The sequence below is a fragment of the Peterkaempfera podocarpi genome (genome assembly GCF_042466665.1).
GTDB classification, from domain to species: Bacteria; Actinomycetota; Actinomycetes; order Streptomycetales; family Streptomycetaceae; genus Peterkaempfera; species Peterkaempfera podocarpi.
The window spans coordinates 1,812,399-1,834,888 of the sequence record NZ_CP162102.1 but is presented as its reverse complement, the minus strand read 5'-3'; the positions used below and the strand labels follow the sequence as shown (position 1 = coordinate 1,834,888).

Here is a 22,490-nt window from a genome sequence, read left to right as displayed (position 1 = left end):
AACAGACATCAACGTCCCCACCGCCATCAGCAGCCCCGGTGACCACGGCCCGAACAGCCGCGGCGACCTACACTTCCGCAGACCCCACGCGACACCGCCGCGCAGAACCACCTGTACGAGGAGCACCGTGTCCGGCACCACCCACCGCCGCACCGCCGAGCCCGAACTGCCGCCCATGGCGCGCTTCGGCGGCCGGATCGCGACTGGTCTGCGCGAGGTGACCCATGACCCGGCAGCCCTGGACTCGGCCGGATTCTGGGCCGTGGTCGCGGAGTTCGAAGGCCGGATCACCTGCGCCCGCTTCGACCGGGTGGAGCCCGCCCCCGCCCCGCCGTCCGGCAGCGGCTGGCACGGCCCCGCCCGTACCGCGTGGCGCAGCTCCCTGGACCGCGCCGCCTACAAGGCAGGGGTACGGCGCATCCGCGAGCGCATCGCCACCGGCGAGGTCTACCAGGCCAACCTCTGCCGGGTGCTGACCGCACCGCTGCCCGACCCGGCCCGCGCCGATGTGGACGCCCTCACCGGCCGCCTCGCCCGGGGCAACCCGGCCCCGCACGCGGGCACCGTCCGGCTGCCCGCGCACGGCGTCGAGGTGGCCACCGCGTCCCCCGAGCTCTATCTGCGCCGCCAGGGACGCACCGTGCTCTCCGGGCCCATCAAGGGCACCGGGCGTACGGAGGCGGACCTCCAGCCGAAGGACCACGCCGAGAATGTGATGATCGTCGACCTGGTCCGCAACGACCTGGGACAGGTCAGCGCCACCGGCAGTGTCACGGTGCCCGACCTCTGCGCGGTGGAGAAGCACCCCGGGCTGGTCCACCTGGTCTCCACCGTCCAGGGCACCCTGCGTCCCGGCGCCGGCTGGCCCGAACTACTCGCTGCCACCTTCCCGCCCGGTTCCGTCACCGGCGCGCCCAAGTCCAGTGCGCTGCGCATCATCGAGGAACTGGAGACCGCCCCCCGCGGCCCCTACTGCGGCGCCGTCGGCTGGGTCGACGCCGACCGCGGGGAGGCCGAACTCGCGGTGGGGATCCGCACCTTCTGGGTCGACCGCGCCGATCCCGCGGCCCCCGTCGTCCGCTTCGGCACCGGCGCCGGCATCACCTGGGGCTCGGACCCGGAGGGGGAGTGGGCCGAGACCGAGCTGAAGGCCTCCCGGCTGCTGGCGGTAGCGTCGGACGAGGAGGAGAACGAGCGATAGAAGGAGCAAGTCCATGATCTGGGTCAACGATTCCCTGGTGGATGCGGGGGACGCCGCCGTCTCCGTGCTGGACCACGGACTCACCGTGGGCGACGGCGTGTTCGAGACCCTCAAGGTCGTCGACGGCGGCGCCTTCGCCCTCACCCGGCACCTCGAACGACTGGCCCGCTCCGCGGCCGGCCTCGGCCTGCCCGAGATCGACCAGGACCTGGTCAGAGACGCCTGCGCCCAGGTACTGCGGGCCAACCCGCTGCCGTTCGGCCGTCTCCGCATCACCTGCACCGGAGGTCTCTCCCCGCTGGGCTCGGACCGCGGTGACGCACCCGTCACCCTGGTCGTCGCGGCGGGCGCGGCCACCCGCCGGCCGGACACCACCGCGGTGGTCACCGTGGAGTGGACCCGCAATGAGCGCAGCGCCATCTCCGGCCTGAAGTCCACCTCCTACGCGGAGAACGTGGTCGCACTCGCCCATGCGCACAGCCGTGGCGCCTCCGAGGCGCTCTTCGGCAACACCGTGGGCCGTCTCTGCGAGGGCACCGGTTCCAATGTCTTCGTGGTCCGGGGCGGCCGGCTGCTCACCCCGCCGCTCGACTCCGGCTGCCTCGCCGGCATCACCCGCGCCCTGGTCGCCGACTGGCTGGACGCGGAGGAGACGGACCTGCCGTTCTCGGCGCTCCAGGACTCCGACGAGGTCTTTCTGACCTCCAGCCTGCGCGACGTCCAGGCGGTGGACCGGATCGACGGCCGCCCGCTCCCCGGCGCGCCCGGCCCGGTCACCGCCAAGGCCATGGCGGTCTTCGCCGAGCGCAGCGCCGCCGACCCCGACCCGCGCTGAAAGGCGTGGCCGCGCTGCCCCCGGTCCGGCTAGCCTCTCCCGGGCCGCCGCACGGCACATGCGGCGGCCCGGGGACACCGGCCGGCCATCCAGGAGAGGCGGTACCCACCCCATGACCACCACACTGCGCCCCGACGGCCCCGAGGAGGCGCTGCCGCACGGCGGCCGCACCCGCCGCTACAGCGTCTGCGCCAACAGCCGGCCGGTCGGCGGGGTGCGTGTCACCGCCCAGGTACCGGCCGGCACCCGGGCCGACGGCAGGCCGCAGCTTCCCCAGGGCGGCATCGCCGAGCTGGAGATCACCGAGGGCCGCAGACGCGGCCGCGGCACCGTGGCGGTGCTGGCCGCCGAGGAGGTGCTGCGCGGCTGGGGCTGCGCCCGGGTCGATGTCGACGTCCCCGAGGAGTGCCCCGAGGCGCTGCGACTGATGCTGGCCCTCGGCTACCGGGAGCGGACCCGCAACATGGTCAAGCACCTCGTCGCGGAGCCGCCCGCACTCCCGGCCGGGCTCCGGGCACGGCGCATCGGCGAGGCGGAGTTCCCGGAGTGGTCCGCGGCCGCGGAGCAGGGCTACGCCCAGGACCTGCTCGCCTCGGGACTCAGCGAGGAGCAGGCCCGCGCCAAGTCCGCGGCGGACCACCGGATGCTGCTGCCCGACGGGCCGCACACCCGGGACACGGTCCTCCGGCGTCTGGTGCCGGAGCAGCCGGCGGACGCCGAACCACTGGGCGGCATCTGGGTGCAGCTGCGCGGCCATACGCTGCCCGATGGCGAGGATCTGGCCTGGGTGTTCGGCGTGGAGGTCGCCGAGCAGGCACGCGGCCGCGGCCACGGCCGCGCGCTGATGCTGCTGGCCGAGCGGGAGTGCCTGGCGGAGGGCGTGCACCACCTGGGGCTCAATGTCTTCGCGGACAATGCGGTGGCCATCGGCCTGTACAGCTCGCTCGGCTACCGGATCACCCGGCGAAGGCTCGGCAAGCCGCTGCTCTGACCGGCGGGGGGATCAGCCGGCGCGGTGCCGGTCCAGCACGGCGGTGATCCGCTCGCGCAGCCCCTGCTGGCTCTTGCCGCCGTCCAGCCGCTCACCCGCGACCACATAGGTCGGCGTGCCGGTCACACCGATGGCGCGGCCCTCCGCGTGGTCGGCGTCCACCACCAGGGTGTGCCGGCCGTCGACCAGCGCGGTGTCCATCTCCTCGGCGTCCAGGCCCAGCTCCCCGGCCACCTCCAGCAGCAGCTCCGTACCGCGCCGGTCCAGCTCCTCGACCCGCTCCAGCACCGCCTCGACAAAGGGCCAGCCGCGGCCCTGGGCGAACGCCTCCTCGGCGGCCTGGGCCGCGGCGAAGGAGTGCTTGTGCTTCTCCAGTGGGAAGTGGCGCAGCTCCACGGTGAGCGCGTCGCCGTAGGCGGCGCGCAGCGCGCGGAGGTCGTCCAGGGAGGTGCGGCAGTCCGGGCACTGCAGCTCGCACCACCATTCAAGGCGGGGGAGGGAACCGTCGGTCATGCTCCAAGTCTCCCATCACCCCGGTCGGCGATTGCCGTTCGGCCGGATGGGCACGATGGGGGTGTGACGAGCGAGGTGGTGTGCTACGCGCTGACCGCGGCAGGGCTGGTGATCGCGCTGCTGACGGTGCTGCGCCGGCGGTTTGTGGCGGCGACCCGCTGGACGGCCGCGGCGCTGCTGCCCGCCGGGGCGTACCTGGCAGGGCTGGTGCCGGCCGTGCAGCGGATCGGGCATGCGCTGGCGGACTGGGCGACCGCTCTGGTGCTGGATCCCCGGGTGTGGACCGGTCTGGGGCTGCTGGCGCTGTCCCTGGTGCTCTTCGCCGCGGCCAGGATCGCCGCCCGGCGGCGTGCGGGCCGTCCGGCCGCCGCAGCGCAGCCCTCGCGTGCGGTGGATGTACGGGCCCCGCAGCCCCCCGTGGCACCGGCCGCGGGCATCGACGCCCCGGCCCTCGGCGGCCGTCCGGCGCCCGCCGCCGGTGGGCCCGGGCCCGCCGCTGCGCCGAAGCCCAAGCCCGGGGCGCGGGGCGGGACCGGCGGCGACGACCTGGGCGACTTCTCGGAGATCGAGGAGATCCTCCGCCGCCGGGGGATCTGACCGCGTCCGTGCGGTCAGCGCCCGGCGCCCGCGGGCGCCGCAACGGGTACCGGAGCGTCCGCCGCGGAGCGCTGGCGTGCCCGGTAGGCCGCGACATGGAGCCGGTTGCCGCAGGTCCGGCTGTCGCAGTAGCGGCGCGACCGGTTGCGGGAGAGGTCCACGAAGACCCGGGCGCAGTCAGGTGCCTCGCACTGCCGCAGCCGCTCCCGCTCGTCGGCGACCAGGATGAAGCCCAGGGCCATCCCGCCCTCGGCCGCGATGTGGTCGGCCAGCGCAGCGCCGGGTGCGAAGTAGTGCATGTGCCAGTCGTGGCCGTCGTGGTCGGTCAGCCGGGGAGTGGTGCCGGCGGCGGCGACCAGGGCGTTCACCAGGTCTGCCGCGGCCTGGGTGGAGGGGGCGGCGAAGACGGACCGGAGGCGGTCCCGCAGTGCGTGCACCGCGTCCAGGTCGGCCTGGTCGAGGGTGCCGACGTCGCTGATCTCCTGCCGGACGACGTAGTCCCGCAATGCCGGCAGATCGGGCAGCTCCTCCTGACCGCACGCTTCTGGTGCGGTGTTGAGGAGGTCCACGAGCATGCCCAGGGCGCACTCGGTGTCATGGGTGATCAGCACGTCGAGACTCCTCGCCCGGCGTCCGGGCCCGGCCCGGGTGGCGGCGGGGCGTGGCCGCCCGCGTCGGTCTCCGCGACTCTACCCGTAGGGCGCCCCGCTGCGGGCGGTGCGCCGCGCCGCTACGACGAGGTCGCCGCCGTGCCCGGGCACGGCGGCGACCACATCGGCTGACGGTCTTGCACTGCCCCGGCCGCGCCGATGGTGCGGACGGGTGTACGAGGTGCCGGTTCGGCCGTGCCCCCGAGTAGGACGGCCGGTGCGGCACCGGACGGCGGTGCGCCCCGTTCCGGCGGTCAGCTCTCCGCCAGGATGTGGGACAGCTCCCGGTCCAGATCGAAGTGACGGTGCTCGGTGCCGGGCGGCACCGCCGCGTCGGTGCGCTTGAGGAATGACTCCAGCGCGCGCGCCGGTGCTTCGAGGAGCGCTTCTCCTTCCGGGGAACTCAGGGCGATGCAGACGACGCCCTGCCCATGACTGCGGGAGGGCCACACGCGTACGTCGCCGGTACCGGTCGGCCGGTGCAGCCCCTCCGCCAGGAGGTCGCGGGCGAACACCCACTCCACGGTCTCGTCGGCTCCGGTGTGGAACGTGGCGTGCACGGCATAGGGGTCGGCCGTGTCGTAGCGCAGGCCCGCGGGGACGGGCAGCGAGGAGTCGCTCGACACGATGAGGCGCAGGTGCAGCTCGCAGCTGACCGTGGTGTTCATAAGCGCCAGGGCCTTTCGCTCAGTGTGCGCTCGGGGAATCGCACGTCGGCGAACGGACCATCCCACCATGGCGACCGGTGTAAACCCCTCTGTCCCGATTAGGGGCCGCTTCGTACCCCTTCCGGCGCATCGCGGAATCGCCGCTGGGCCGTTCCGGTGAGTCTTCGGCACGCGGTGTCGTGAATCACTCGGGTAGGTTTTCGAACATGGCGCCGCACAGGAACGACAAGAGCATCGGCGAGGCCCCTCCCGAGCCCGCCGCGGTGCCCGGCCGGGCACCGGGCCGGGCCGGTGGTGCGACCCGGGCCGAGCCGCCGGGGGCGGCCGGCGGGGCGGACCGCCGCCGGTTCGGATCCAGGGCCCCCGCGTTCGTCCGCCGTTCCAGGGCGCTGCACACGACCTGGCGGATCGGGGTCGCGGTGGTGGGCACCGGAGTGATCGTCGCCGGAATCCTGCTGCTGCCGCTGCCCGGCCCCGGCTGGGCGATCATCTTCGCCGGGCTGGCGATCCTCGCCAGTGAGTTCGCCTGGGCCCAGCGGCTGATGCGCTGGACCAAGGCCAAGCTCACCGAGTACGCCCGGCGGGCCGTCGATCCCTCGGTGCGACGCCGGAACCTGGCGATCCTGGGGGTGGTGCTGGTGTTGATTGCCATCGGAGTGGTGCTGTACGTGCGGAGTCGGGGCTGGTCGCTGCCGTGGTGAGCGCGGCCGGGCCGGACGGCGGGCGGTCACGACCACCCCGTGGGATGCGGTAATGTTTTCTCTGCGCCCGGGCGATTAGCTCAGCGGGAGAGCGCTTCGTTCACACCGAAGAGGTCACTGGTTCGATCCCAGTATCGCCCACCGGGAATAAACCCGGCCGGATTTCCGGCCGGGTTTTTCCGCATTGTCGTAACAATGGACCGCGAATGTCCGCGGTGCGCCGCCCGGCGCGGTGCCCCGCGCTCCGGGCGACCCTGACGGTGGATCACCTGGTACGGCGTTGCGAGGGGGCCGCGGGGTAGTGCTAATGTTCTTCCTGTGCCCGGGCGATTAGCTCAGCGGGAGAGCGCTTCGTTCACACCGAAGAGGTCACTGGTTCGATCCCAGTATCGCCCACCGGGTAGAAGGCCCCGACCGGATCCATCCGGTCGGGGCCTTCGCCGTTCCGTCAGGCGACCGCCTCGCAGCGGTGCTCGCGGCCCGGCAGCAGCCGGCGGCCGCACACACAGCGCTCCGGGCGGAGCGGCCAGGCGGTGTCCACCTGCTCGGGAGTGCCGGACCGCTCGAACCAGGCCTGCAGGCCGCGGGCCTGCGCCGCATGCCAGACGGCCTGCCGCAGATGCAGCTCGGAGGGGGAGAGGGCGCCCAGTGTGCCCGGGTGCTTGCGCCCGAGCTCCCGCACCAGTTGCAGTGAGGCCAGCGCATCGGCCGAGGCGTCGTGCGCGGCACCCAGGGTCACCCCGTAGTGGGTGCAGAGATCGGTGAGCGTCCGCCGCCCCTTGCGGTAGCGGTCGACGTGCTTGTCCAGCACCCGCGGGTCCAGCACCAGCAGCGGGGCGTCCGCCAGATAGTCGCCCAGTGCCCGGCCGCGGTGCCGCTTGAGCTCCCGGTCCAGCAGCGTCAGATCGTACGGGGCGTTCATCACCACCAGCGGCACCCCCGCCCGGGCCCGCTCGGACAGCGCCCTGGCCAGCTCCTCCACCACGGTGCGCGGCGGGCGGCCGTGCTCGCGCACCTGCTCGTCGGTGATCCCGTGCACCGCACGGGCGCCCTCGGGGATCGGGATGCCGGGGTCGGCGAGCCAGGTGAAGGTCTGCACCGGCACGCCCCGGGCGGGCTGGAGCACCAGTGCCGCGGAGACGATCCGGTCGTTCTCCACGTCCACGCCGGTGGTCTCGGTGTCGAAGGCGGCGAGGGGCCCCTCGTACCAGCGCTCCATGACGGTCCCTCACTTCCCCCTGCTGCACTACCTACTGGCGGGTTCATACCCGTGCCGGCGCCCCTTGCAACCTGCTCCGACCTGCAAGTTTCAACGCTCTGTCGCGGGGGATCACCAATGGTGACGGCCCGTCCGACGCGGGGGTGCGGGCCGTCGCGGGGACACGGGGAAGACACGGCAATGGCCCTCACACAGCCCGAGCCCGGCGGGTCGCCGACCGTCAGGGCCGCACCACTGCGGGGAGATCTGGCGACCACCGCCTGTATGGAGACCCTTCAGGTGGCGTATCTGCACGCGGTCGCGGCGGCGGCGGGGTGCTCGCTGTCCCAGCCCTTCCCGGACAACGGCATCGACTGGCATCTCAGCCATGGCTCGGCCGCGCATGCCGTCGACGACGAGGTCACCGTCAAGGTGCAGCTCAAGGCCACCCAGCAGACCGCGCCCTGTCCGCCGGGGCCGTTCTTCAGCTTCACCCTGGACAACGACCATCTGCGCAAACTGGCCAGGCAGCAGGTGGCGGTGCCCAAGATCCTGGTGGTGATGCTGCTGCCCAGTGCGATGGACGACTGGCTGCTGGCCCGTCCGGACCGGCTGGAGCTGCGGCACTGCTGCTACTGGGTCAATCTGGCGGGGCATCCGGTCACCGGGCGGCGCCGCACCAATGTGCGCATCCCCACGGCGCGGATCTTCGACGACCGCGCGCTGTGCGACATCATGGCGCGCGTCGGGGCGGGCGGAAGCCCATGACGGGGTATCACCTCGGTGGGTTGGCGGCCACGGCGGCGGGAGGCGCGGTGTGACAGCGATACGGCGTGACATCGACGGCAGGGACCGCGGCGATCCGGCGCTGCCCGATCCCTCCGGGGTCGACCCCGAGGTGCTGGGCGCCCTGCTGGCCCGGCACGGCTGGGTGCGGCGCGGCGGCCCGGCGGGCCGCTACGGGCGCTGGACGCCGCCCGGCGGCGGCGCGGCGGCCGGGCTCAGCCTGCTGGTCCCGGCGGGGAGCAGTTTCGACGACGCCGCCGACCTGATGGCCGAGGCGGTCGCCGCACTGGCCCGCTGCGGGCTGCCGTCGGCCCGTACGGTGCTGCTGGCGCTCAGCGTCCCCGGTGACGAGGTGCGCTGGGTCAGGGAGGTGCCGGGCGCTGGCGGCCCGGTGCCCTGGGAGGCCGCGCTGCCCTGGGAGGCGGGGGACACCCTGCGGGGTGCCGCCGCCGAGATGCTGCGGGCCGCGGCCAAGGCGGGGCAGAGCAGAGCGGCCTACTTCGGGGCCCGGCTGGACGCCCGGGCAGCCGCCTTTCTGCGGCAGGTGCTGGTGGTGGGGTCCGGCGGGGCGGAGGGCGGGCTCACCGCGTACGCCCCGGCGCCGGAGGGCCGAGGGGCCACCACCACGCTGGTGCGGGCCCTGGAGGCGATGCGCGACGCGGTGGACTACCGCCGTGCCACCGGCCGCCCGGACGCCTTCGACAACGCGGTGCAGGCCGGGGTCAGCCGTGAGCTGGTGGCATCGGTCGAGCGGCTGGTGACCGGCAGTGAGGGCGCCCGGATCACCCTCTCCTGGTCGCCGGCGGCCGGGGCCCCCCGCGGGTTCGCCGACCGCAGCCCGGCGGTGGAGTTCTCCCCCGGCGACCTACCGGCGCTGCGGGAGGCCGCCGAGCGGCTGGAGCACAGCGAACCGGCGGTGGAGGTGCGGATCACGGCCGCCGTGGTGCGGCTGAGGCGGCCGCGACCGGACGGCGCGGGCTCGGTGCGGCTGAGGGTGCTGGCCGGGGCGGAGGTGGCCGAGGTTCGCACCAGGCTCGGCGAGGAGGCGTACCGTACGGCGGTCGAGGCGCATCTGGCGGGCGTACCGCTGCAGCTCAGCGGACGGCTGGAGCGCAAGGGGGGCTTCCGGCGGCTGACCCGGGCCCGCGACCTCGCGCTCTGCGAGCTGGACGACGCCGAGCGGGACCGGTTGTTCAAGGCGCTGCGGGACCGCCCGGACGAGGACGGGCGGTAATTCTCGGTACCATCGTCCCCGCAGCCCCGTACGCTGCGAGGAACGTTTTCCGCGAGTCAGGAGAGACCGGTGTCGGACGTCCATGTGATCATCAACCGCGAACCCGATCGGGAAGAGCGAGCGGTGATCACGGGCACCACCGCGGCCGACCTGTTCGCGGACGACCGCTCGATCGTCGCCGCCCGGGTCGCCGGTGTGCTCAAGGACCTGGCGTACGAGCTCCGGGACGGCGACGAGGTCGAGCCCGTCGCCATCACCAGCGAGGACGGCCTGGCCATCCTGCGCCACTCCACCGCGCACGTCATGGCGCAGGCGGTGCAGGAGATCTTCCCCGAGGCCAAGCTGGGCATCGGTCCGCCGATCAAGGACGGCTTCTACTACGACTTCGACGTCGAGAAGCCCTTCCACCCCGACGACCTCAAGGCCGTCGAGAAGAAGATGCAGGAGATCGTCAAGCGCGGGCAGCGCTTCTCCCGCCGCCCGGTGACCGATGACGCCGCCCGTGAGGAGCTGGCCGCCGAGCCGTACAAGCTGGAGCTGATCGGCCTCAAGGGGTCGGCCGCCGAGGCTGCCGACGGCGCCTCCGCCGAGGTCGGCGCCGGCGAGCTCACCATCTACGACAACCTGGACGCCAAGACCGGCGACCTGTGCTGGAAGGACCTCTGCCGCGGTCCGCACCTGCCCACCACCCGGTTGATCCCGGCGTTCAAGCTGATGCGCTCCGCCGCCGCCTACTGGCGCGGCAGTGAGAAGAACAAGCAGCTCCAGCGGATCTACGGCACCGCCTGGCCGACCAGGGACGAGCTCAAGGCGTACCTCGACTTCCTCGCCGAGGCGGAGAAGCGCGACCACCGCAAGCTCGGCGTGGAGCTGGACCTCTTCTCCTTCCCCGACGAGCTGGGCCCCGGCCTCGCCGTCTTCCACCCCAAGGGCGGGGTGGTCCGCCAGGAGATGGAGCAGTACTCGCGCCGGCGGCACGAGGAGAGCGGGTACGAGTTCGTCAACACCCCGCACATCACCAAGGAACACCTCTTCGAGACCTCGGGGCACCTGCCGAACTACGCGGAGGGCATGTTCCCGCCCCTGGAGTTCGACGGGCAGAACTACCGCCTCAAGGCCATGAACTGCCCCATGCACAACCTGATCTTCAAGGCCCGCGGCCGCTCCTACCGTGAACTGCCGCTGCGGCTCTTCGAGTTCGGCACGGTCTACCGCTACGAGAAGTCCGGCGTGGTGCACGGCCTGACCCGCTCCCGCGGCTTCACCCAGGACGACTCGCACATCTACTGCACCAAGGAGCAGATGGCGGGCGAGCTGGACTCGCTGCTCACCTTTGTGCTGGACCTGCTGCGCGACTACGGCCTCTCCGACTTCGAGCTGGAGCTCTCCACCCGGGACCCGGAGTCCGACAAGTTCATCGGCAGCGACCAGGTGTGGGAGGAGGCCACCGCCGCCCTCCAGCAGGCCGCCGACAAGCAGGGTCTGCCGCTGGTGCCCGACCCGGGCGGCGCGGCCTTCTACGGGCCGAAGATCTCGGTGCAGGTGCGCGACGCCATCGGCCGGTCCTGGCAGATGTCCACCATCCAGGTCGACTTCAACCAGCCCGAGCGCTTCGGTCTGGAGTACACCGCCGCCGACGGCTCCCGTCAGCAGCCGGTGATGATCCACCGCGCCCTGTTCGGTTCCATCGAGCGCTTCTTCGCGGTGCTGCTGGAGCACTACGCGGGCGCCATGCCGCCGTGGCTGGCCCCGGTCACCGTGCTCGGCATCCCGATCACCGACGAGCACGTCCCCTACCTCCAGGAGGTCGCGGCCAAGCTGCGCGCCGAGGGGGTCCGGGTCGAGGTGGACTCCTCGGACGACCGTATGCAGAAGAAGATCAGGAACGCCCAGAAGGCCAAGATCCCCTTCATGCTGCTGGCCGGTAACGACGATGTGGAGGCGGGTGCCGTCTCCTTCCGCTACCGCAGTGGCGAGCAGAAGAACGGTGTGCCGGTCGACGAGGCCGTGGCCGAGATCGTCAAGGCCGTGCGGGAGCGGGTCCAGGTCTGACCCGGTGGTCCGTGGAGCAGGGCGGTTCCCTTCGGGGAGCCGCCCTGCGGCGCATATGCTGATCCGCATGACGAGCGAGCCGGAGCTGCAGCAGGGGGTCGGGGAGCCGGACGGATTCCAGCGTCTGTGGACCCCGCACCGTATGGCGTACATCAAGGGTGAGGGCAAGCCGACCGGGCCCGGTGAGGACGACGGCTGCCCGTTCTGCAGCATCCCCGCCAAGAGCGACGAGGACGGGCTGGTGGTGGCCCGCGGCAGCCAGGTGTACGCGGTGCTCAACCTGTACCCCTACAACGGCGGCCACCTGATGGTGGTCCCCTACCGCCATGTCGCCGACTACACCGAGCTGGACGACGCCGAGACCGCCGAACTCGGGCTGCTCACCAAGCGGGCCATGGTCGCGCTGCGGGTCGCCTCCGGGGCGCACGGCTTCAACATCGGCATGAACCAGGGCTCGGTGGCCGGTGCGGGGATCGCCGCCCACCTCCACCAGCATGTGGTGCCGCGCTGGGGCGGGGACACCAACTTCATGCCGGTGGTCGGCCACACCAAGGTGCTGCCGCAGCTGCTCGCCGACACCCGCAAGATGCTTGCCGACGCCTGGCCCCAGGACTGAGCCACCCAGCCGTGCGACCGCGGCCCGCCCCCATGGCTGGGGGCGGGCCGCAGTGTCGTCGGTGCTCGGGCAGGCGGTGCTCGGGCAGGCGGTGCTCAGGCGTCGGTGCTCAGGCGTCGGTGCTCAGGCGTCGTAGACGTCGGCCCTGAAGGGCCGGACGCCCTCGGCCTCGGCGCCGGGGAGCAGTGAGTGCACCTTGGCGAAGTGCTCCACGTCCACATCGTGCTCGGCCAGGAACTCGTCGATCACCGAGCGGATCTGCCGCACGATGGGGGTGGCGGCCCGGATCGCGTCATCGGCCATGAAGCGGTGCGTCCACATCCGGTCCACCCAGGCGGAACGCAGACCGAAGGGCTCGGGCAGCTTCAGCCGGCCGCCCAGCCAGTCGCGCACCACCGGGGTCCACATCAGCGGGGCGCGCACGGCCAGCCGCACCACCTCGTCGACCCCCACCACGGGGTGGTGGCCGGTCTCCTCCTTCCACGGCCTGCCGGGCCGGGTGTAGGTGAACTCCTTGGGCGTCGGCTTGGTGGTGAACAGCCCGGCAACCGGGCCCAGCGCGTGGCCCGTCACCTCGACCCGCAGATAGTTGTGCAGCACGGTCACGGTGGTCAGCAGCGACACCACCAACTGGCCCTTCCAGAGCACGAAGTGGGTGCCCTGGTAGTGCCGCGGCTCGTCACCGAACTTCTGCGCGTTGCAGAGGTTCTGCATGGCGAAGTCCCGCATCCGCTGGCCGTCCATGGTCTCGGCGTTGTCGGGGCGGGAGATCTCGTCCGCGTTCTCGCCGACCGGGCGCACCGCCCACTGGTGCAGCTGGGGGTGCGGCATGCCGCCGTCGGAGACCTCGCTGCGCTCCAGCTGCCCCAGCCGCTCGGTGATCCGGCGGACCAGGTCCCAGGGGCGGAAGGCATGGAAGTCCGCGACGCCCTCACGGGGGGCCAGCGGCCCGGTGAGGTGCCAGGCGCCCCATCGGCCGCCGAAGCCCAGGATGCCCTTGGTCCCCGCGTAGTGCAGGACATTGGTCTCCTGCTCGCCCGCCAGCCGGTCCAGCTGGCCGCGCAGCCCCACCGCCTTGGAGTCCCGCTCGTCCTTGGGGACGATCTTCGGCAGCATCGGCCCGAGGGCGTTGCCGTTCACCAGCCCCGCCCAGCGCTCACGCATCCGCTCGGTGCTGCGCAGACAGATCCGCTTGGCGACGTACCAGCCGATCACCGGCGCGACCATCATCACCCGCAGATACAGGCCGGCCAGCCCGGCGGCCGGCGGCCGCAGCACAAAGAGCGCGCCCAGCACCGCGAGGACGAAGAACACCAGCCCACCCACCAGGTCGGTGCGCTTGGCGTCGGACCTCCGGAGCACGGCCCGCAGCTGGAAGGCGAGCAGCCACAGCAGCGCGCCCGGCAGGAAGAGCACACCGGACAGCAGGGTCACCACGGTCAGCGTGCGGTCACGCTGGTTGCGCAGCTCCTGTGCCTCCAGGCAGTGCTCCACCACCATCCGCGCATCGGTGCCGAAGGACGGCACCAGCGGCTTGCGGCCGGTGCCCAGGGTCCGGGCGATGACCGCCTCGGTGAAGGCCTCGCCGAGGTTGGCGCGGAAGAGTGCGAAACGCGGGGCCTTGGGCGTGACGTCCGGCCGCAGCTTCACCAGGTCTTCCAGCGGCCCGTCGCGATAGGCGGCGGACGCCAGCGCCTGGGTGACCGCGGTCTGGGGCCCGGTGTCGAACCGGGGTATCTGCGCCCCGGGCGTCATGTCGAGCGTGGTCACAACGCCTCCCCCTCCTCCCCTGTCAGCGGCAGGCTACCGCGCCGTGCAGCGCCGCGCCGATCATCGACTGATCCGGTGTCACCCCCGCGCGGAGGCGCCCGGTCTGGATGGTTCTCCCCGGTGGAGCGGCCTGGCATGCGCATCGGCCGATGGGAGAGGATCGGGGCATGGCACCACGACCACTGCTTGTCTACGACGGCGACTGCGCCTTCTGCTCCAGCTGTGTGCGGTTCGCCGGGAAGCGGCTGACCGATCCGGCCGCTCCGGGCTGGGACGCGACACCCTTCCAGTTCGTGGATCTTGCCGGGCTGGATGCCGGTGCCGGGGGCCGCGGGCTGGTGTCCGTGGGCCGGGCCGAGCAGGAGGTGCTCTGGGTGACGCCCTCCGGGCAGGTCTACGGTGGCGCACAGGCGGTCGCCAGGCTGCTGATGCGCGCCGGGGGCGCGTGGGCCGTGGCGGGCGCCGTGATGGTGCCGCCGCCGGTGCGCTGGATCGCCGCGGGCGTCTACCGCCTCATCGCCCGGAACCGGCACCGGATGCCCGGCGGCACCCCCGCCTGTGCACTGCCGCCCCCGCGGGCCTGAGGAACCCCCGCGCCCGGCGCACCCCGCGCGCCCGGGAGGCACCGGGGGCTCCGGAGCGCGGCAGGACCCCGGGACGCACCCCGGCCGGCGCCGTCCCGGGAGGGAGCGTCGCCGGCCGGGCGAGGTCAGTGCTGGTGTTCCGCGGTCTCGCGCATCTTCGCTGCCAGCTGCGGCGGCATCGGCTCATGGCGGGCGTACGTCCGGGAGAAGCGCCCGGTGCCGTGGGACAGCGACCGCAGGTCCACCGCATAGCGGCTGATCTCCACCTCCGGCACCTCGGCCCGCACCACCGTCCGGCCGCCCGGGGGTACCGGCTCGGTGCCCAGCACCCGTCCCCGGCGCGAGGACAGATCGCTGAGCACCGCGCCCACGAAGTCGTCCGGGATCAGCACCTGGACCTCGGAGACCGGCTCCAGCAGATGGATCACGGCCTGTGCGGCGGCCTCCCGCAGGGCCAGCGCCCCGGCGGTCTGGAAGGCGGCGTCGGAGGAGTCCACCGAGTGCGCCTTGCCGTCCACCAGCGTCACCCGTACGTCGACCATCGGGTACCCGGCGGCGACGCCCCTGGCGAGCTGGGCGCGTACGCCCTTCTCCACCGAGGGGATGAACTGCCGGGGCACCGACCCGCCGACCACCTTGTCGACGAACTCGAAGCCCCCGCCCGCCGGCAGCGGCTCCACCTCGATCTCGCAGATGGCGAACTGCCCGTGCCCGCCGGACTGCTTGACATGCCGCCCGCGCGCCGCCGCCGCGGAGCCGAAGGTCTCCCGCAGCGGCACCTTGTACGGCACCGGGTCCACTTGCACCCCGTAGCGGGTGCGCAGCCGCTCCAGCAGCACATCCGCATGGGCCTCGCCCATGCACCAGAGGACCAGCTGCCGGGTGTCCGGGTTCTGCTCCAGGCGCAGCGTGGGGTCCTCGGCGACCAGCCGGGCCAGTCCCTGGGAGAGCTTGTCCTCGTCGGCCTTGCTGTGCGCCTCCACGGCCACCGGCAGCAGCGGGTCGGGCATCTCCCAGGGGCGCATCAGCAGCGGCTGCTCCTTGGCGGAGAGGGTGTCGCCGGTCTCGGCCCTGGCCAGTTTGGCGATGCAGACGATGTCCCCCGCGACCGCCTTGGCGGCCGGGTGCTGGTGCTTGCCGAAAGGAGTGGAGAGCGCACCGATGCGCTCGTCCACGTCGTGGTCCTCGTGGCCGCGGTCGGCGAGGCCGTGGCCGGAGACATGCACGGCGGCGTCGGGGCGCAGCGTCCCGGAGAAGACCCGGACCAGGCTGAGCCGGCCCACATAGGGGTCCCCGCTGGTCTTGACGACCTCGGCGGCCAGCGGGCCCTCGGGATCGCAGCCGAGCGTCTCGCGGGGCCTGCCGTCCGGGGTGGTGACGGCGGGCACCTCGTGCTCCTCGGGGGAGGGGAAGGCGGCCGCGACCAGTTCCAGCAGCTCGACGGTGCCGATGCCGTGCCTGGAGCCGTCGGCGGGCGGTGCCGCGGCCAGCACCGGATGGAAGGAGCCACGGGCGACCGCGCGCTCCAGGTCCTGGATGAGGGTCTTGACGTCGAGCGCCTCGCCGCCGAGATAGCGGTCCATGAGGGTCTCGTCCTCGCTCTCGGCGATGATGCCCTCGATCAGCCGGCCGCGTGCCGCCTCCAGGGCGGGCCGCAGCTCGGGGTCCGGTGCACGTTCGGCGCGGGTGCCGCCGGAGTAGTCGAAGATCCGCTCGGTGAGCAGCCCCACCAGGCCGCAGACCGCCGGCTCCCCGTCGGGGCCCGGGTCGCCGCCGTGCAGCGGCAGGTAGAGCGGCAGCACGGTCTCGGGGTTCTCGCCGCCGAAGGCCTCCCGGCACACCTCGACCATCTGGTCGAAGTCGGCACGGGCGGCGTCCAGTTTGGTGACCACCACGGCGCGGGGCATGGAGACGGCGGCGCACTCGTCCCAGAGCATGCGGGTGGCGCCGTCCACACCGTCGGCGGCGGAGACAACGAAGAGTGCGGCGTCCGCGGCGCGCAGCCCGGCCCGCAGCTCGCCGACGAAGTCGGCGTAGCCGGGGGTGTCCAGCAGGTTGATCTTGATTCCGTCCCACTCCAGCGGGACCAGTGAGAGCTGCACCGACCGCTGCTGCCGGTGCTCGATGTCGTCGTAGTCGGAGACCGAGGTGCCGTCCTGTACCCGGCCGGCCCGGTTCACCGCTCCGGTGGCCAGGGCCAGTGCCTCCACCAGGGACGTCTTGCCGGCACCGCTGTGGCCGACCAGCACCACGTTCCGCAGCTGCGTGGGCCGGTCGACCGCCGGTGCCCTTCCGGCGGCTCCTGAGGTGTGGGATCCCTTGTCGGCCATGGGCCTCTCCTCCCGCTGAACGCTGAGGGCCGCTGCGCGTGCAGGGCATGGTCCGAGCACGCCACGGGGGAGCCGCACCGGGTGGGCGGCGGCCGCCACCCGCGGTCCTTCGAGCTTTCCACCGTGTTGGCCCAAGGTCCATACGGGAGTCGTGCCGCGTACGCCGAAGGGGGTGTGCGGCCGGAGTTCGAGCGCCGCGCGGCTACCATGGGCCACCCGCGGATCCTGCGCGACCAGCCACCGGATCAGACCACCGGGACCGGACCACCCGGCCCGGACCACCGGGCCCGGAGCACCGGGTCCGGACCAGCGAGATCGGAGCCGTTCGAAAGGCCATGCTCAACAAATACGCGCGTGCGTTCTTCACGCGCGTCCTCACGCCGTTCGCGTCGATGCTGCTGCGCGCCGGGATCAGCCCGGACGCGGTCACCCTCATCGGCACTGCGGGCTCCGTGGCGGGCGCGTTGGCCTTCTTCCCCAGGGGCGAGTTCTTCTGGGGGACGATCGTGATCACGCTCTTCATCTTCAGTGACCTGGTGGACGGCAACATGGCGCGGCAGGCCGGCCGCTCCAGCAAGTGGGGGGCCTTCCTGGACTCCACCCTCGACCGGGTCGCCGACTCGGCGATCTTCGCCGGCATCGCCATGTGGTACGCGGGCAAGGGCGACAATCTCGCGCTCTGCGCGGTGGCGCTGTTCTGCCTGGCCTGCGGCCAGGTGGTCTCGTACACCAAGGCCCGGGCGGAGTCGCTGGGCCTGCCGTGCGATGTCTCCGGACTGGTCGAGCGCGCCGAACGGCTGGTGGTCACCCTGGTCGCGGCCGGGCTGGCGGGCCTGCACGGCTTCGGGGTCCCGTACATCGACTGGCTGCTGCCGATCGCCCTCTGGCTGATCGCCGTGGGCAGCTTCATCACCGTGCTGCAGCGGATGCTGACGGTGCGTCGGGAGGCCGCCGAGGCGGCGGCCCGGGAGGCGGAGACGGTATGAGGGAACGCCTGGTCGACTCGGCGTACGCGCTGGGCTGGTCCGCGCTCAAGCACCTCCCCGAGCCCGCCGCCGAGGCCCTCTTCCGGCGGATCGCGGACACCGCCTGGAAGCGGCAGGGCAAGAGCGTGCAGCGGCTGGAGTCCAACCTCCGCCGGGTGCTCCCGCAGGCCGCTGAGGCGGAGATCCGGGCCCTGTCGCGGGCCGGGATGCGCTCCTATCTGCGCTACTGGATGGAGTCCTTCCGGCTGCCGGTGTGGGACGCCGAGCGGATCGCCCGCTCCTTCGCCCCCGAGGGCGCCGAGGCGATCAGCGCCACCCTGGCCGAGGGCCGCGGGGTGATCCTCGCCCTGCCGCACATGGGCAACTGGGACCTGGCGGGCGCCTGGGTCGTCTCCCACCTGGGACACCGCTTCACCACCGTCGCGGAGCGGCTCAAGCCCGAGTCGCTCTTCGACCGTTTCGTCGCCTACCGCGAGGGGCTTGGCATGGAGGTGCTGCCGCTCACCGGCGGCACCGTCTCCACCATCGGCACCCTGGCCAAGCGGCTGCGCGACGGAGGGCTGGTCTGCCTGGTCGGCGACCGGGACCTGTCCGCCAACGGCGTCGAGGTGGACTTCCTGGGCGAGCCGGCCCGGGTGCCCGCGGGTCCGGCCGCACTGGCGGTGCAGACCGGCGCGGCGCTGCTGCCGGTCACCCTCTGGTACGACGGGACCCCCGTGATGAAGGGCACCGTGCACCCCGAGATCGAGGTCCCCGCGGAGGGCAGCCGGCGGGAGAGGTCCGCGGCCATGACCCGGGCGCTGGCCGCGGTGTGGGCCGAGGGCATCCGCAGCCACCCCGAGGACTGGCACATGCTTCAGCGGTTCTGGCTCGCCGACCTGCCCGCCGCCCGCCTTCCGGCTCCGGCGCAGGGGTCGGACGAGGTGGCCGCGCGGTGAGGATCGGGATCGTCTGCCCGTACGCCTGGGACGTCCCCGGCGGGGTCCAGTTCCACGTCCGGGACCTGGCCGACCATCTGCTGCGGCTCGGCCACGAGGTCTCGGTGCTGGCCCCGGCCGACGAGGACACCCCGTTGCCGCCGTATGTGGTCTCGGCGGGCCGTGCCGTGCCCGTCCCGTACAACGGCTCGGTGGCCCGGCTGAACTTCGGCTTCCTGTCCGCCGCCCGGGTACGGCGCTGGCTGCACGACGGCCGCTTCGACGTGCTGCACATCCATGAGCCGGCCTCGCCCAGCCTCTCGCTGCTGGCCTGCTGGTCGGCCAACGGGCCCATAGTGGCGACCTTCCACACCTCCAACCCGCGCTCCCGGGCGATGATCGCCGCCTACCCGATCCTGCAGCCCGCGCTGGAGAAGATCCGGGCCCGGGTCGCGGTCAGCGAGTACGCGCGGCGCACCCTGGTGGAGCACCTGGGCGGCGACGCGGTGGTGATCCCCAACGGCGTGGACGTCTCCTTCTTCGCCGACGCCGAGCCGGACCCCCGCTGGAACGGCGGCGCCATGACCGGCGGGCCCGGCACCATCGGCTTCATCGGCCGGATCAACGAACCCCGCAAGGGCCTGCCCACGCTGCTGGCGGCGTTCCCCGCCATCCTCGAGGCCCGCCCCGGTGTGCGGCTGCTGGTGGCGGGGCGCGGCGACGAGGAGGAGGCGCTGGAGGGCGTCCCCGCCGAGGTACGCCGCCAGATCGAGTTCCTGGGCATGGTCAGCGACGAGGAGAAGGCGCGGCTGCTGCGCAGCGTCGACCTCTATGTCGCGCCCAACACGGGCGGCGAGTCCTTCGGCATCATCCTGGTGGAGGCCATGTCCGCGGGCGCCCCCGTGCTGGCCAGCGATCTGGATGCGTTCCGCCAGGTGCTGGACGGCGGCGGCGCGGGCGAGCTCTTCCCGGTGGAGGACCCGGCGGCGCTCGCCGCGGCGGCCGTACGGCTGCTCGGCGACCCGGCGCGGCTGGCCGGGCTGCGCGAGGCCGCCTCCCGGCATGTGCGCCGCTTCGACTGGGAGACGGTCGGCGCCGACATCCTCGCGGTGTACGAGACCGTCGCGGCCGGGGCCGCCGCGGTCGAGGAGGACGAGCGCAGCGGCTGGCTGGGCCGCCTCGGACTGGCCCGCGACTAGCGCCGCCCCCGCCAACCTTTGCCCTGCCGCGACGCTCCCCCGGCCTTCGGCCGGGAGGTGCCCCCAGGCACGCACGCTCGCTGCGTCGGCCGAAAGCCCAGGTACGACCCAGTACAAGGGCTTCCGGCCGCCTTGCGATCGCACGCACCGGACGCCGCGGCGTGGGGGCACCTCCCGGCCGCCAGGCTGGGGGAGGGCAAACGTTGGCGGGGGCGGCACTAGCGCCCGGGTGCCGTCCTCCGCTGCGCCCTGATGCGCCGTCAGGGGGCCGCCCCGCCGTGTGTGGACCGGGCGGGTAAGGTGCCAGCGGCCCGGGAGCCGTGCGCGCCGGGCCGCCCCGGTGGTCCGGATGACACGACCGAGGGGCCGAGTACGGGGGTACGGGGATGGCGGACGCCGCGGGCGTGGGGCTGGCGAACGTGGAGGGTGCGGACCGGGCCGGGGAGGACGGCGGGCGGCTCGCTCCGCTGGACCGGCGGGTCCTCGCCGTATCGGGGGCGGTCCTCGCCCTGCTGATGGCGCTCTCCGCGCGCTACGGCCTGCACCGCGACGAGCTGTACTTCCTCGACTGCGCCCGGCACCTGCAGGCGAGTTATGTCGACCAGCCGGCGCTGGCGCCGCTGCTGGCCCGGGTCTCGCTCTCGCTGTTCGGGGTCTCGGCGGTGGGCCTGCGGCTGTGGTCCGCGCTGGCCGCCGCGGGCACGGTGGTGGTGGGCGGGCTGATCGCGCGGGAGTTCGGCGGTGCACGGCGGGCGCAGCTGCTCGCGGCGGTCGCGACCGGCACCATGCCCGTGCTGCTGGGCAGCGGGCACATCGCCAACACGACCTCGTACGAAGTGCTGGCGTGGGCGGCGATCGCCTTGGTGGTCGTGCGCATCGGCCGCACCGGCGACACCCGGTGGTGGCTCGCCGCGGGAGCGCTGGTCGGTGTGGGCGCGGAGTTCAACCACCTCGCGGCGATCTTCGGGGTCGTCCTGCTGGCCGCCGTACTGCTCGGCCCGGCCCGCCGGACCGCGGTCGACCGCCGCATGCTCGCGGGCGCCGCGATCGCCGTGCTGCTGGTGCTGCCCGACCTGTGGTGGCAGTCGCGGCACCACTGGGCGATGTTCGCGATGACACGGGCGCTGAACGGGGAGCACGGAGGCCCGGGGAACATCCTCACCTGGATCGTGGGGCAGCTCGGTATGTCCTGCCTGGCCATGGTGGTGCTGTGGCTGGCGGGCCTGCGGTTCCTGTGGCGGTCCGACCGGCCGCTCTGGCGGTGCCTGGTGATCGCCTACGCCGTGCTGTTCGTGCTGTTCGCCGTGACGACCGGAGCGCAGACGTACTACCTCGGCGGGCTGTATGTGTGCCTGCTGGCGGCCGGGGCGGTGGATCTCGACCAGTGGCTGCGCTCCCACCCGGAGCGGATGCGCCGCCTGGTCGTCGGCACGGTCGCCTCGGCCACGCTGTCCGCGGTGATCGTGCTGCCGGTGCTGCCGTCCTCCGACGTGGGCTGGACGTACGGCACCAGCGCGCTGTCGGGGGAGACCCTGGGCTGGCCGCAGCTCGTCGGCACCGTGCAGCAGGTGTGGACCGGGCTTCCGGCCGGGCAGCGCGCCCATGCGGTGATCTTCGCGGCGGACTACAGCGAGGCCGGTGCCGTCAACGAACTGGGCCGCGGCGCCGGGCTGCCCACCGCCGCGGGCGCCCAGAACACCGACTGGTGGTGGGGCCCCGGCAACCCGCGCGCCACCACCGTGGTGGCCATCGCGCCGGGCCCGGACTACGCCCCCGACTACCTCGCCCATCTGCGCCGGTACTTCACGCAGGTCCAGGTGGCCGCGACCCTCTCCAACCCCGCTGGTGTGCACAACATCGAGTGGGGCGGCCATGTCTATGTCTGCACCGGCCCCCGCCGCCCCTGGGGCGAGATCTGGCCCGAGCTGCGCAACTACGCCTGACGCCCGCAGCAGGTGAGGCCCCGTCGGGCGGTGCCCGACGGGGCCGGGGCCCGAGGTCCGCGGGACCGCCGGCCCTCCGACGGCCGGTAGGGTGGCGCGCCGTGAGCACTTGGATCTGGGTCGCCCTCGCCGTTGTCGCCGTCGGGCTCTACCTCAGCTGGACGGCCGGGCGACTGGACCGGCTGCACTACCGGATCGACGCGGCCCGGGCGGCGCTCGACGCCCAGCTGGTGCGGCGTGCCTCGGTCTCCCAGGAGCTGGCCACCGCGGCGCTGCTGGACCCGGCCGCCTCGATCGTGCTGTACCAGGCCTCCCACGCCGCCCGGCAGGCCGACGAGGAGCACCGCGAGATCGCCGAGAGCGAGCTCAGCCAGGCACTGCGGGCGGTCTTCGCCGAGCCGGAGCAGGTGGCGGCGGTGCGTGCCGCGCCCGGTGGCGAGGAGGTGCTCAAGGACCTCGCGGCGGCCGCCCGCCGGGTGCCGATGGCCCGGCGCTTCCACAATGACGCGGTGCGGGCGGCGCGGGCGGTGCGCAGGCACCGCATCGTGCGCTATCTCCACCTTGCCGGGCATGCGCCGTTCCCGATGACGTTCGAGATGGACGACGAGGTGCCGGTGGTGCTCACTCCGGAGGGCGCGTCCCAGTAGTACGGGGCGTTACCGCATCGCGCCGGAGTGTCGCAGTGCGGCCCCCGAGCTGGACCGCGTGGAGCATCGGCT

21 protein-coding genes and 2 tRNA genes are annotated in these 22,490 nt (G+C 73.2%); 17 read left to right on the top strand and 6 right to left on the bottom strand.

Annotation, left to right across the window (positions count from 1 at the left end):
- Positions 1-175: 175 nt before the first annotated feature.
- The 3 genes from AB0761_RS08100 to AB0761_RS08090 all read left to right on the top strand — a co-directional run bounded on the left by AB0761_RS08100 (position 176) and on the right by AB0761_RS08090 (position 3,027).
- Entirely contained in the window at positions 176-1,201 is a 1,026-nt protein-coding gene (locus tag AB0761_RS08100) for a chorismate-binding protein (protein WP_377273967.1), read from the top strand.
- A gap of 13 nt (positions 1,202-1,214) precedes the next feature.
- Positions 1,215-2,036, top strand: coding sequence for an aminotransferase class IV (locus AB0761_RS08095; RefSeq protein ID WP_377268291.1), 822 nt, complete (start codon positions 1,215-1,217; stop codon positions 2,034-2,036).
- Between the two features lie 112 nt (positions 2,037-2,148).
- A complete protein-coding gene (locus AB0761_RS08090) occupies positions 2,149-3,027 on the top strand; it encodes a GNAT family N-acetyltransferase (protein WP_377268290.1) in 879 nt (292 codons plus the stop codon).
- Between the two features lie 12 nt (positions 3,028-3,039).
- On the opposite strand, the gene AB0761_RS08085 is transcribed toward AB0761_RS08090, so the two are convergent.
- The gene (locus AB0761_RS08085) at positions 3,040-3,540 is read right to left on the bottom strand and encodes a DsbA family protein (RefSeq protein WP_377268289.1); all 501 of its coding nucleotides are present in this window, start codon (positions 3,538-3,540) and stop codon (positions 3,040-3,042) included.
- Positions 3,541-3,603: 63 nt separating this feature from the next.
- On the opposite strand from AB0761_RS08085, the gene AB0761_RS08080 reads away from it, so the two are divergent.
- On the top strand, positions 3,604-4,137 hold the full coding sequence (locus AB0761_RS08080; RefSeq protein ID WP_377268288.1) for a hypothetical protein: 534 nt from the start codon (positions 3,604-3,606) through the stop codon (positions 4,135-4,137).
- A 14-nt stretch (positions 4,138-4,151) separates the two neighbouring features.
- Here AB0761_RS08080 and AB0761_RS08075 read toward each other — a convergent pair whose 3' ends face one another.
- Both AB0761_RS08075 and AB0761_RS08070 read right to left on the bottom strand, forming a co-directional pair.
- Positions 4,152-4,748 (bottom strand): CGNR zinc finger domain-containing protein, encoded by a 597-nt coding sequence (locus tag AB0761_RS08075; RefSeq protein WP_377268287.1) that lies wholly within the window; start codon positions 4,746-4,748, stop codon positions 4,152-4,154.
- Between the two features lie 293 nt (positions 4,749-5,041).
- Entirely contained in the window at positions 5,042-5,455 is a 414-nt protein-coding gene (locus AB0761_RS08070; protein WP_055586074.1) for an SsgA family sporulation/cell division regulator, read from the bottom strand.
- Positions 5,456-5,661: 206 nt separating this feature from the next.
- Between AB0761_RS08070 and AB0761_RS08065 the strand changes: the two genes are divergently transcribed.
- From AB0761_RS08065 to AB0761_RS08055, 3 genes are all read left to right on the top strand, one after another.
- Positions 5,662-6,156, top strand: coding sequence for a TIGR02611 family protein (locus tag AB0761_RS08065; protein ID WP_377268286.1), 495 nt, complete (start codon positions 5,662-5,664; stop codon positions 6,154-6,156).
- 69 nt (positions 6,157-6,225) lie between these two features.
- Positions 6,226-6,297: transfer RNA gene (locus AB0761_RS08060), tRNA-Val, on the top strand.
- Between the two features lie 183 nt (positions 6,298-6,480).
- Positions 6,481-6,552, top strand: a tRNA-Val gene (locus AB0761_RS08055).
- Positions 6,553-6,604: 52 nt separating this feature from the next.
- Here the strand turns inward: AB0761_RS08055 and AB0761_RS08050 are convergent.
- Complete coding sequence (locus tag AB0761_RS08050) at positions 6,605-7,375, bottom strand: 3'-5' exonuclease (protein WP_377268285.1); 771 nt, start codon at positions 7,373-7,375, stop codon at positions 6,605-6,607.
- Between the two features lie 180 nt (positions 7,376-7,555).
- On the opposite strand from AB0761_RS08050, the gene AB0761_RS08045 reads away from it, so the two are divergent.
- The 4 genes from AB0761_RS08045 to AB0761_RS08030 all read left to right on the top strand — a co-directional run bounded on the left by AB0761_RS08045 (position 7,556) and on the right by AB0761_RS08030 (position 12,042).
- Positions 7,556-8,122: a DUF4365 domain-containing protein gene (locus AB0761_RS08045; RefSeq protein ID WP_377268284.1), complete on the top strand. Its 567-nt coding sequence runs from the start codon at positions 7,556-7,558 to the stop codon at positions 8,120-8,122.
- Positions 8,123-8,171: 49 nt separating this feature from the next.
- A complete protein-coding gene (locus tag AB0761_RS08040; RefSeq protein WP_377268283.1) occupies positions 8,172-9,374 on the top strand; it encodes a hypothetical protein in 1,203 nt (400 codons plus the stop codon).
- A 69-nt stretch (positions 9,375-9,443) separates the two neighbouring features.
- Entirely contained in the window at positions 9,444-11,426 is a 1,983-nt protein-coding gene (gene thrS, locus AB0761_RS08035) for a threonine--tRNA ligase (protein ID WP_377268282.1), read from the top strand.
- Between the two features lie 55 nt (positions 11,427-11,481).
- Positions 11,482-12,042, top strand: coding sequence for an HIT family protein (locus AB0761_RS08030; protein ID WP_377268281.1), 561 nt, complete (start codon positions 11,482-11,484; stop codon positions 12,040-12,042).
- 123 nt (positions 12,043-12,165) lie between these two features.
- On the opposite strand, the gene AB0761_RS08025 is transcribed toward AB0761_RS08030, so the two are convergent.
- Positions 12,166-13,812 (bottom strand): hypothetical protein, encoded by a 1,647-nt coding sequence (locus AB0761_RS08025; RefSeq protein WP_377268280.1) that lies wholly within the window; start codon positions 13,810-13,812, stop codon positions 12,166-12,168.
- 167 nt (positions 13,813-13,979) lie between these two features.
- Between AB0761_RS08025 and AB0761_RS08020 the strand changes: the two genes are divergently transcribed.
- Positions 13,980-14,396 (top strand): thiol-disulfide oxidoreductase DCC family protein, encoded by a 417-nt coding sequence (locus AB0761_RS08020; RefSeq protein ID WP_377268279.1) that lies wholly within the window; start codon positions 13,980-13,982, stop codon positions 14,394-14,396.
- Between the two features lie 125 nt (positions 14,397-14,521).
- Here the strand turns inward: AB0761_RS08020 and AB0761_RS08015 are convergent, their stop codons facing one another.
- Positions 14,522-16,726, bottom strand: coding sequence for an elongation factor G-like protein EF-G2 (locus AB0761_RS08015; protein ID WP_377268278.1), 2,205 nt, complete (start codon positions 16,724-16,726; stop codon positions 14,522-14,524).
- A gap of 335 nt (positions 16,727-17,061) precedes the next feature.
- Between AB0761_RS08015 and pgsA the strand changes: the two genes are divergently transcribed.
- The 5 genes from pgsA (at position 17,062) to AB0761_RS07990 (ending at position 22,418) form a co-directional block, all read left to right on the top strand.
- Complete coding sequence (gene pgsA, locus AB0761_RS08010; RefSeq protein WP_377268277.1) at positions 17,062-17,712, top strand: phosphatidylinositol phosphate synthase; 651 nt, start codon at positions 17,062-17,064, stop codon at positions 17,710-17,712.
- A complete protein-coding gene (locus tag AB0761_RS08005; protein WP_377268276.1) occupies positions 17,709-18,650 on the top strand; it encodes a phosphatidylinositol mannoside acyltransferase in 942 nt (313 codons plus the stop codon). Before pgsA ends, AB0761_RS08005 begins: the two co-directional genes overlap by 4 nt.
- Positions 18,647-19,828 carry a glycosyltransferase family 4 protein gene (locus AB0761_RS08000; protein ID WP_377268275.1) on the top strand — a complete coding sequence of 394 codons (1,182 nt, stop codon included), beginning with the start codon at positions 18,647-18,649 and terminating at the stop codon, positions 19,826-19,828. The genes AB0761_RS08005 and AB0761_RS08000 overlap by 4 nt, the downstream gene beginning before the upstream one ends.
- A gap of 386 nt (positions 19,829-20,214) precedes the next feature.
- Positions 20,215-21,771, top strand: a complete 1,557-nt coding sequence (locus AB0761_RS07995) for an ArnT family glycosyltransferase (RefSeq protein WP_377268274.1) — start codon at positions 20,215-20,217, stop codon at positions 21,769-21,771.
- A gap of 101 nt (positions 21,772-21,872) precedes the next feature.
- On the top strand, positions 21,873-22,418 hold the full coding sequence (locus AB0761_RS07990) for a hypothetical protein (RefSeq protein WP_377268273.1): 546 nt from the start codon (positions 21,873-21,875) through the stop codon (positions 22,416-22,418).
- Positions 22,419-22,490: the final 72 nt, after the last annotated feature.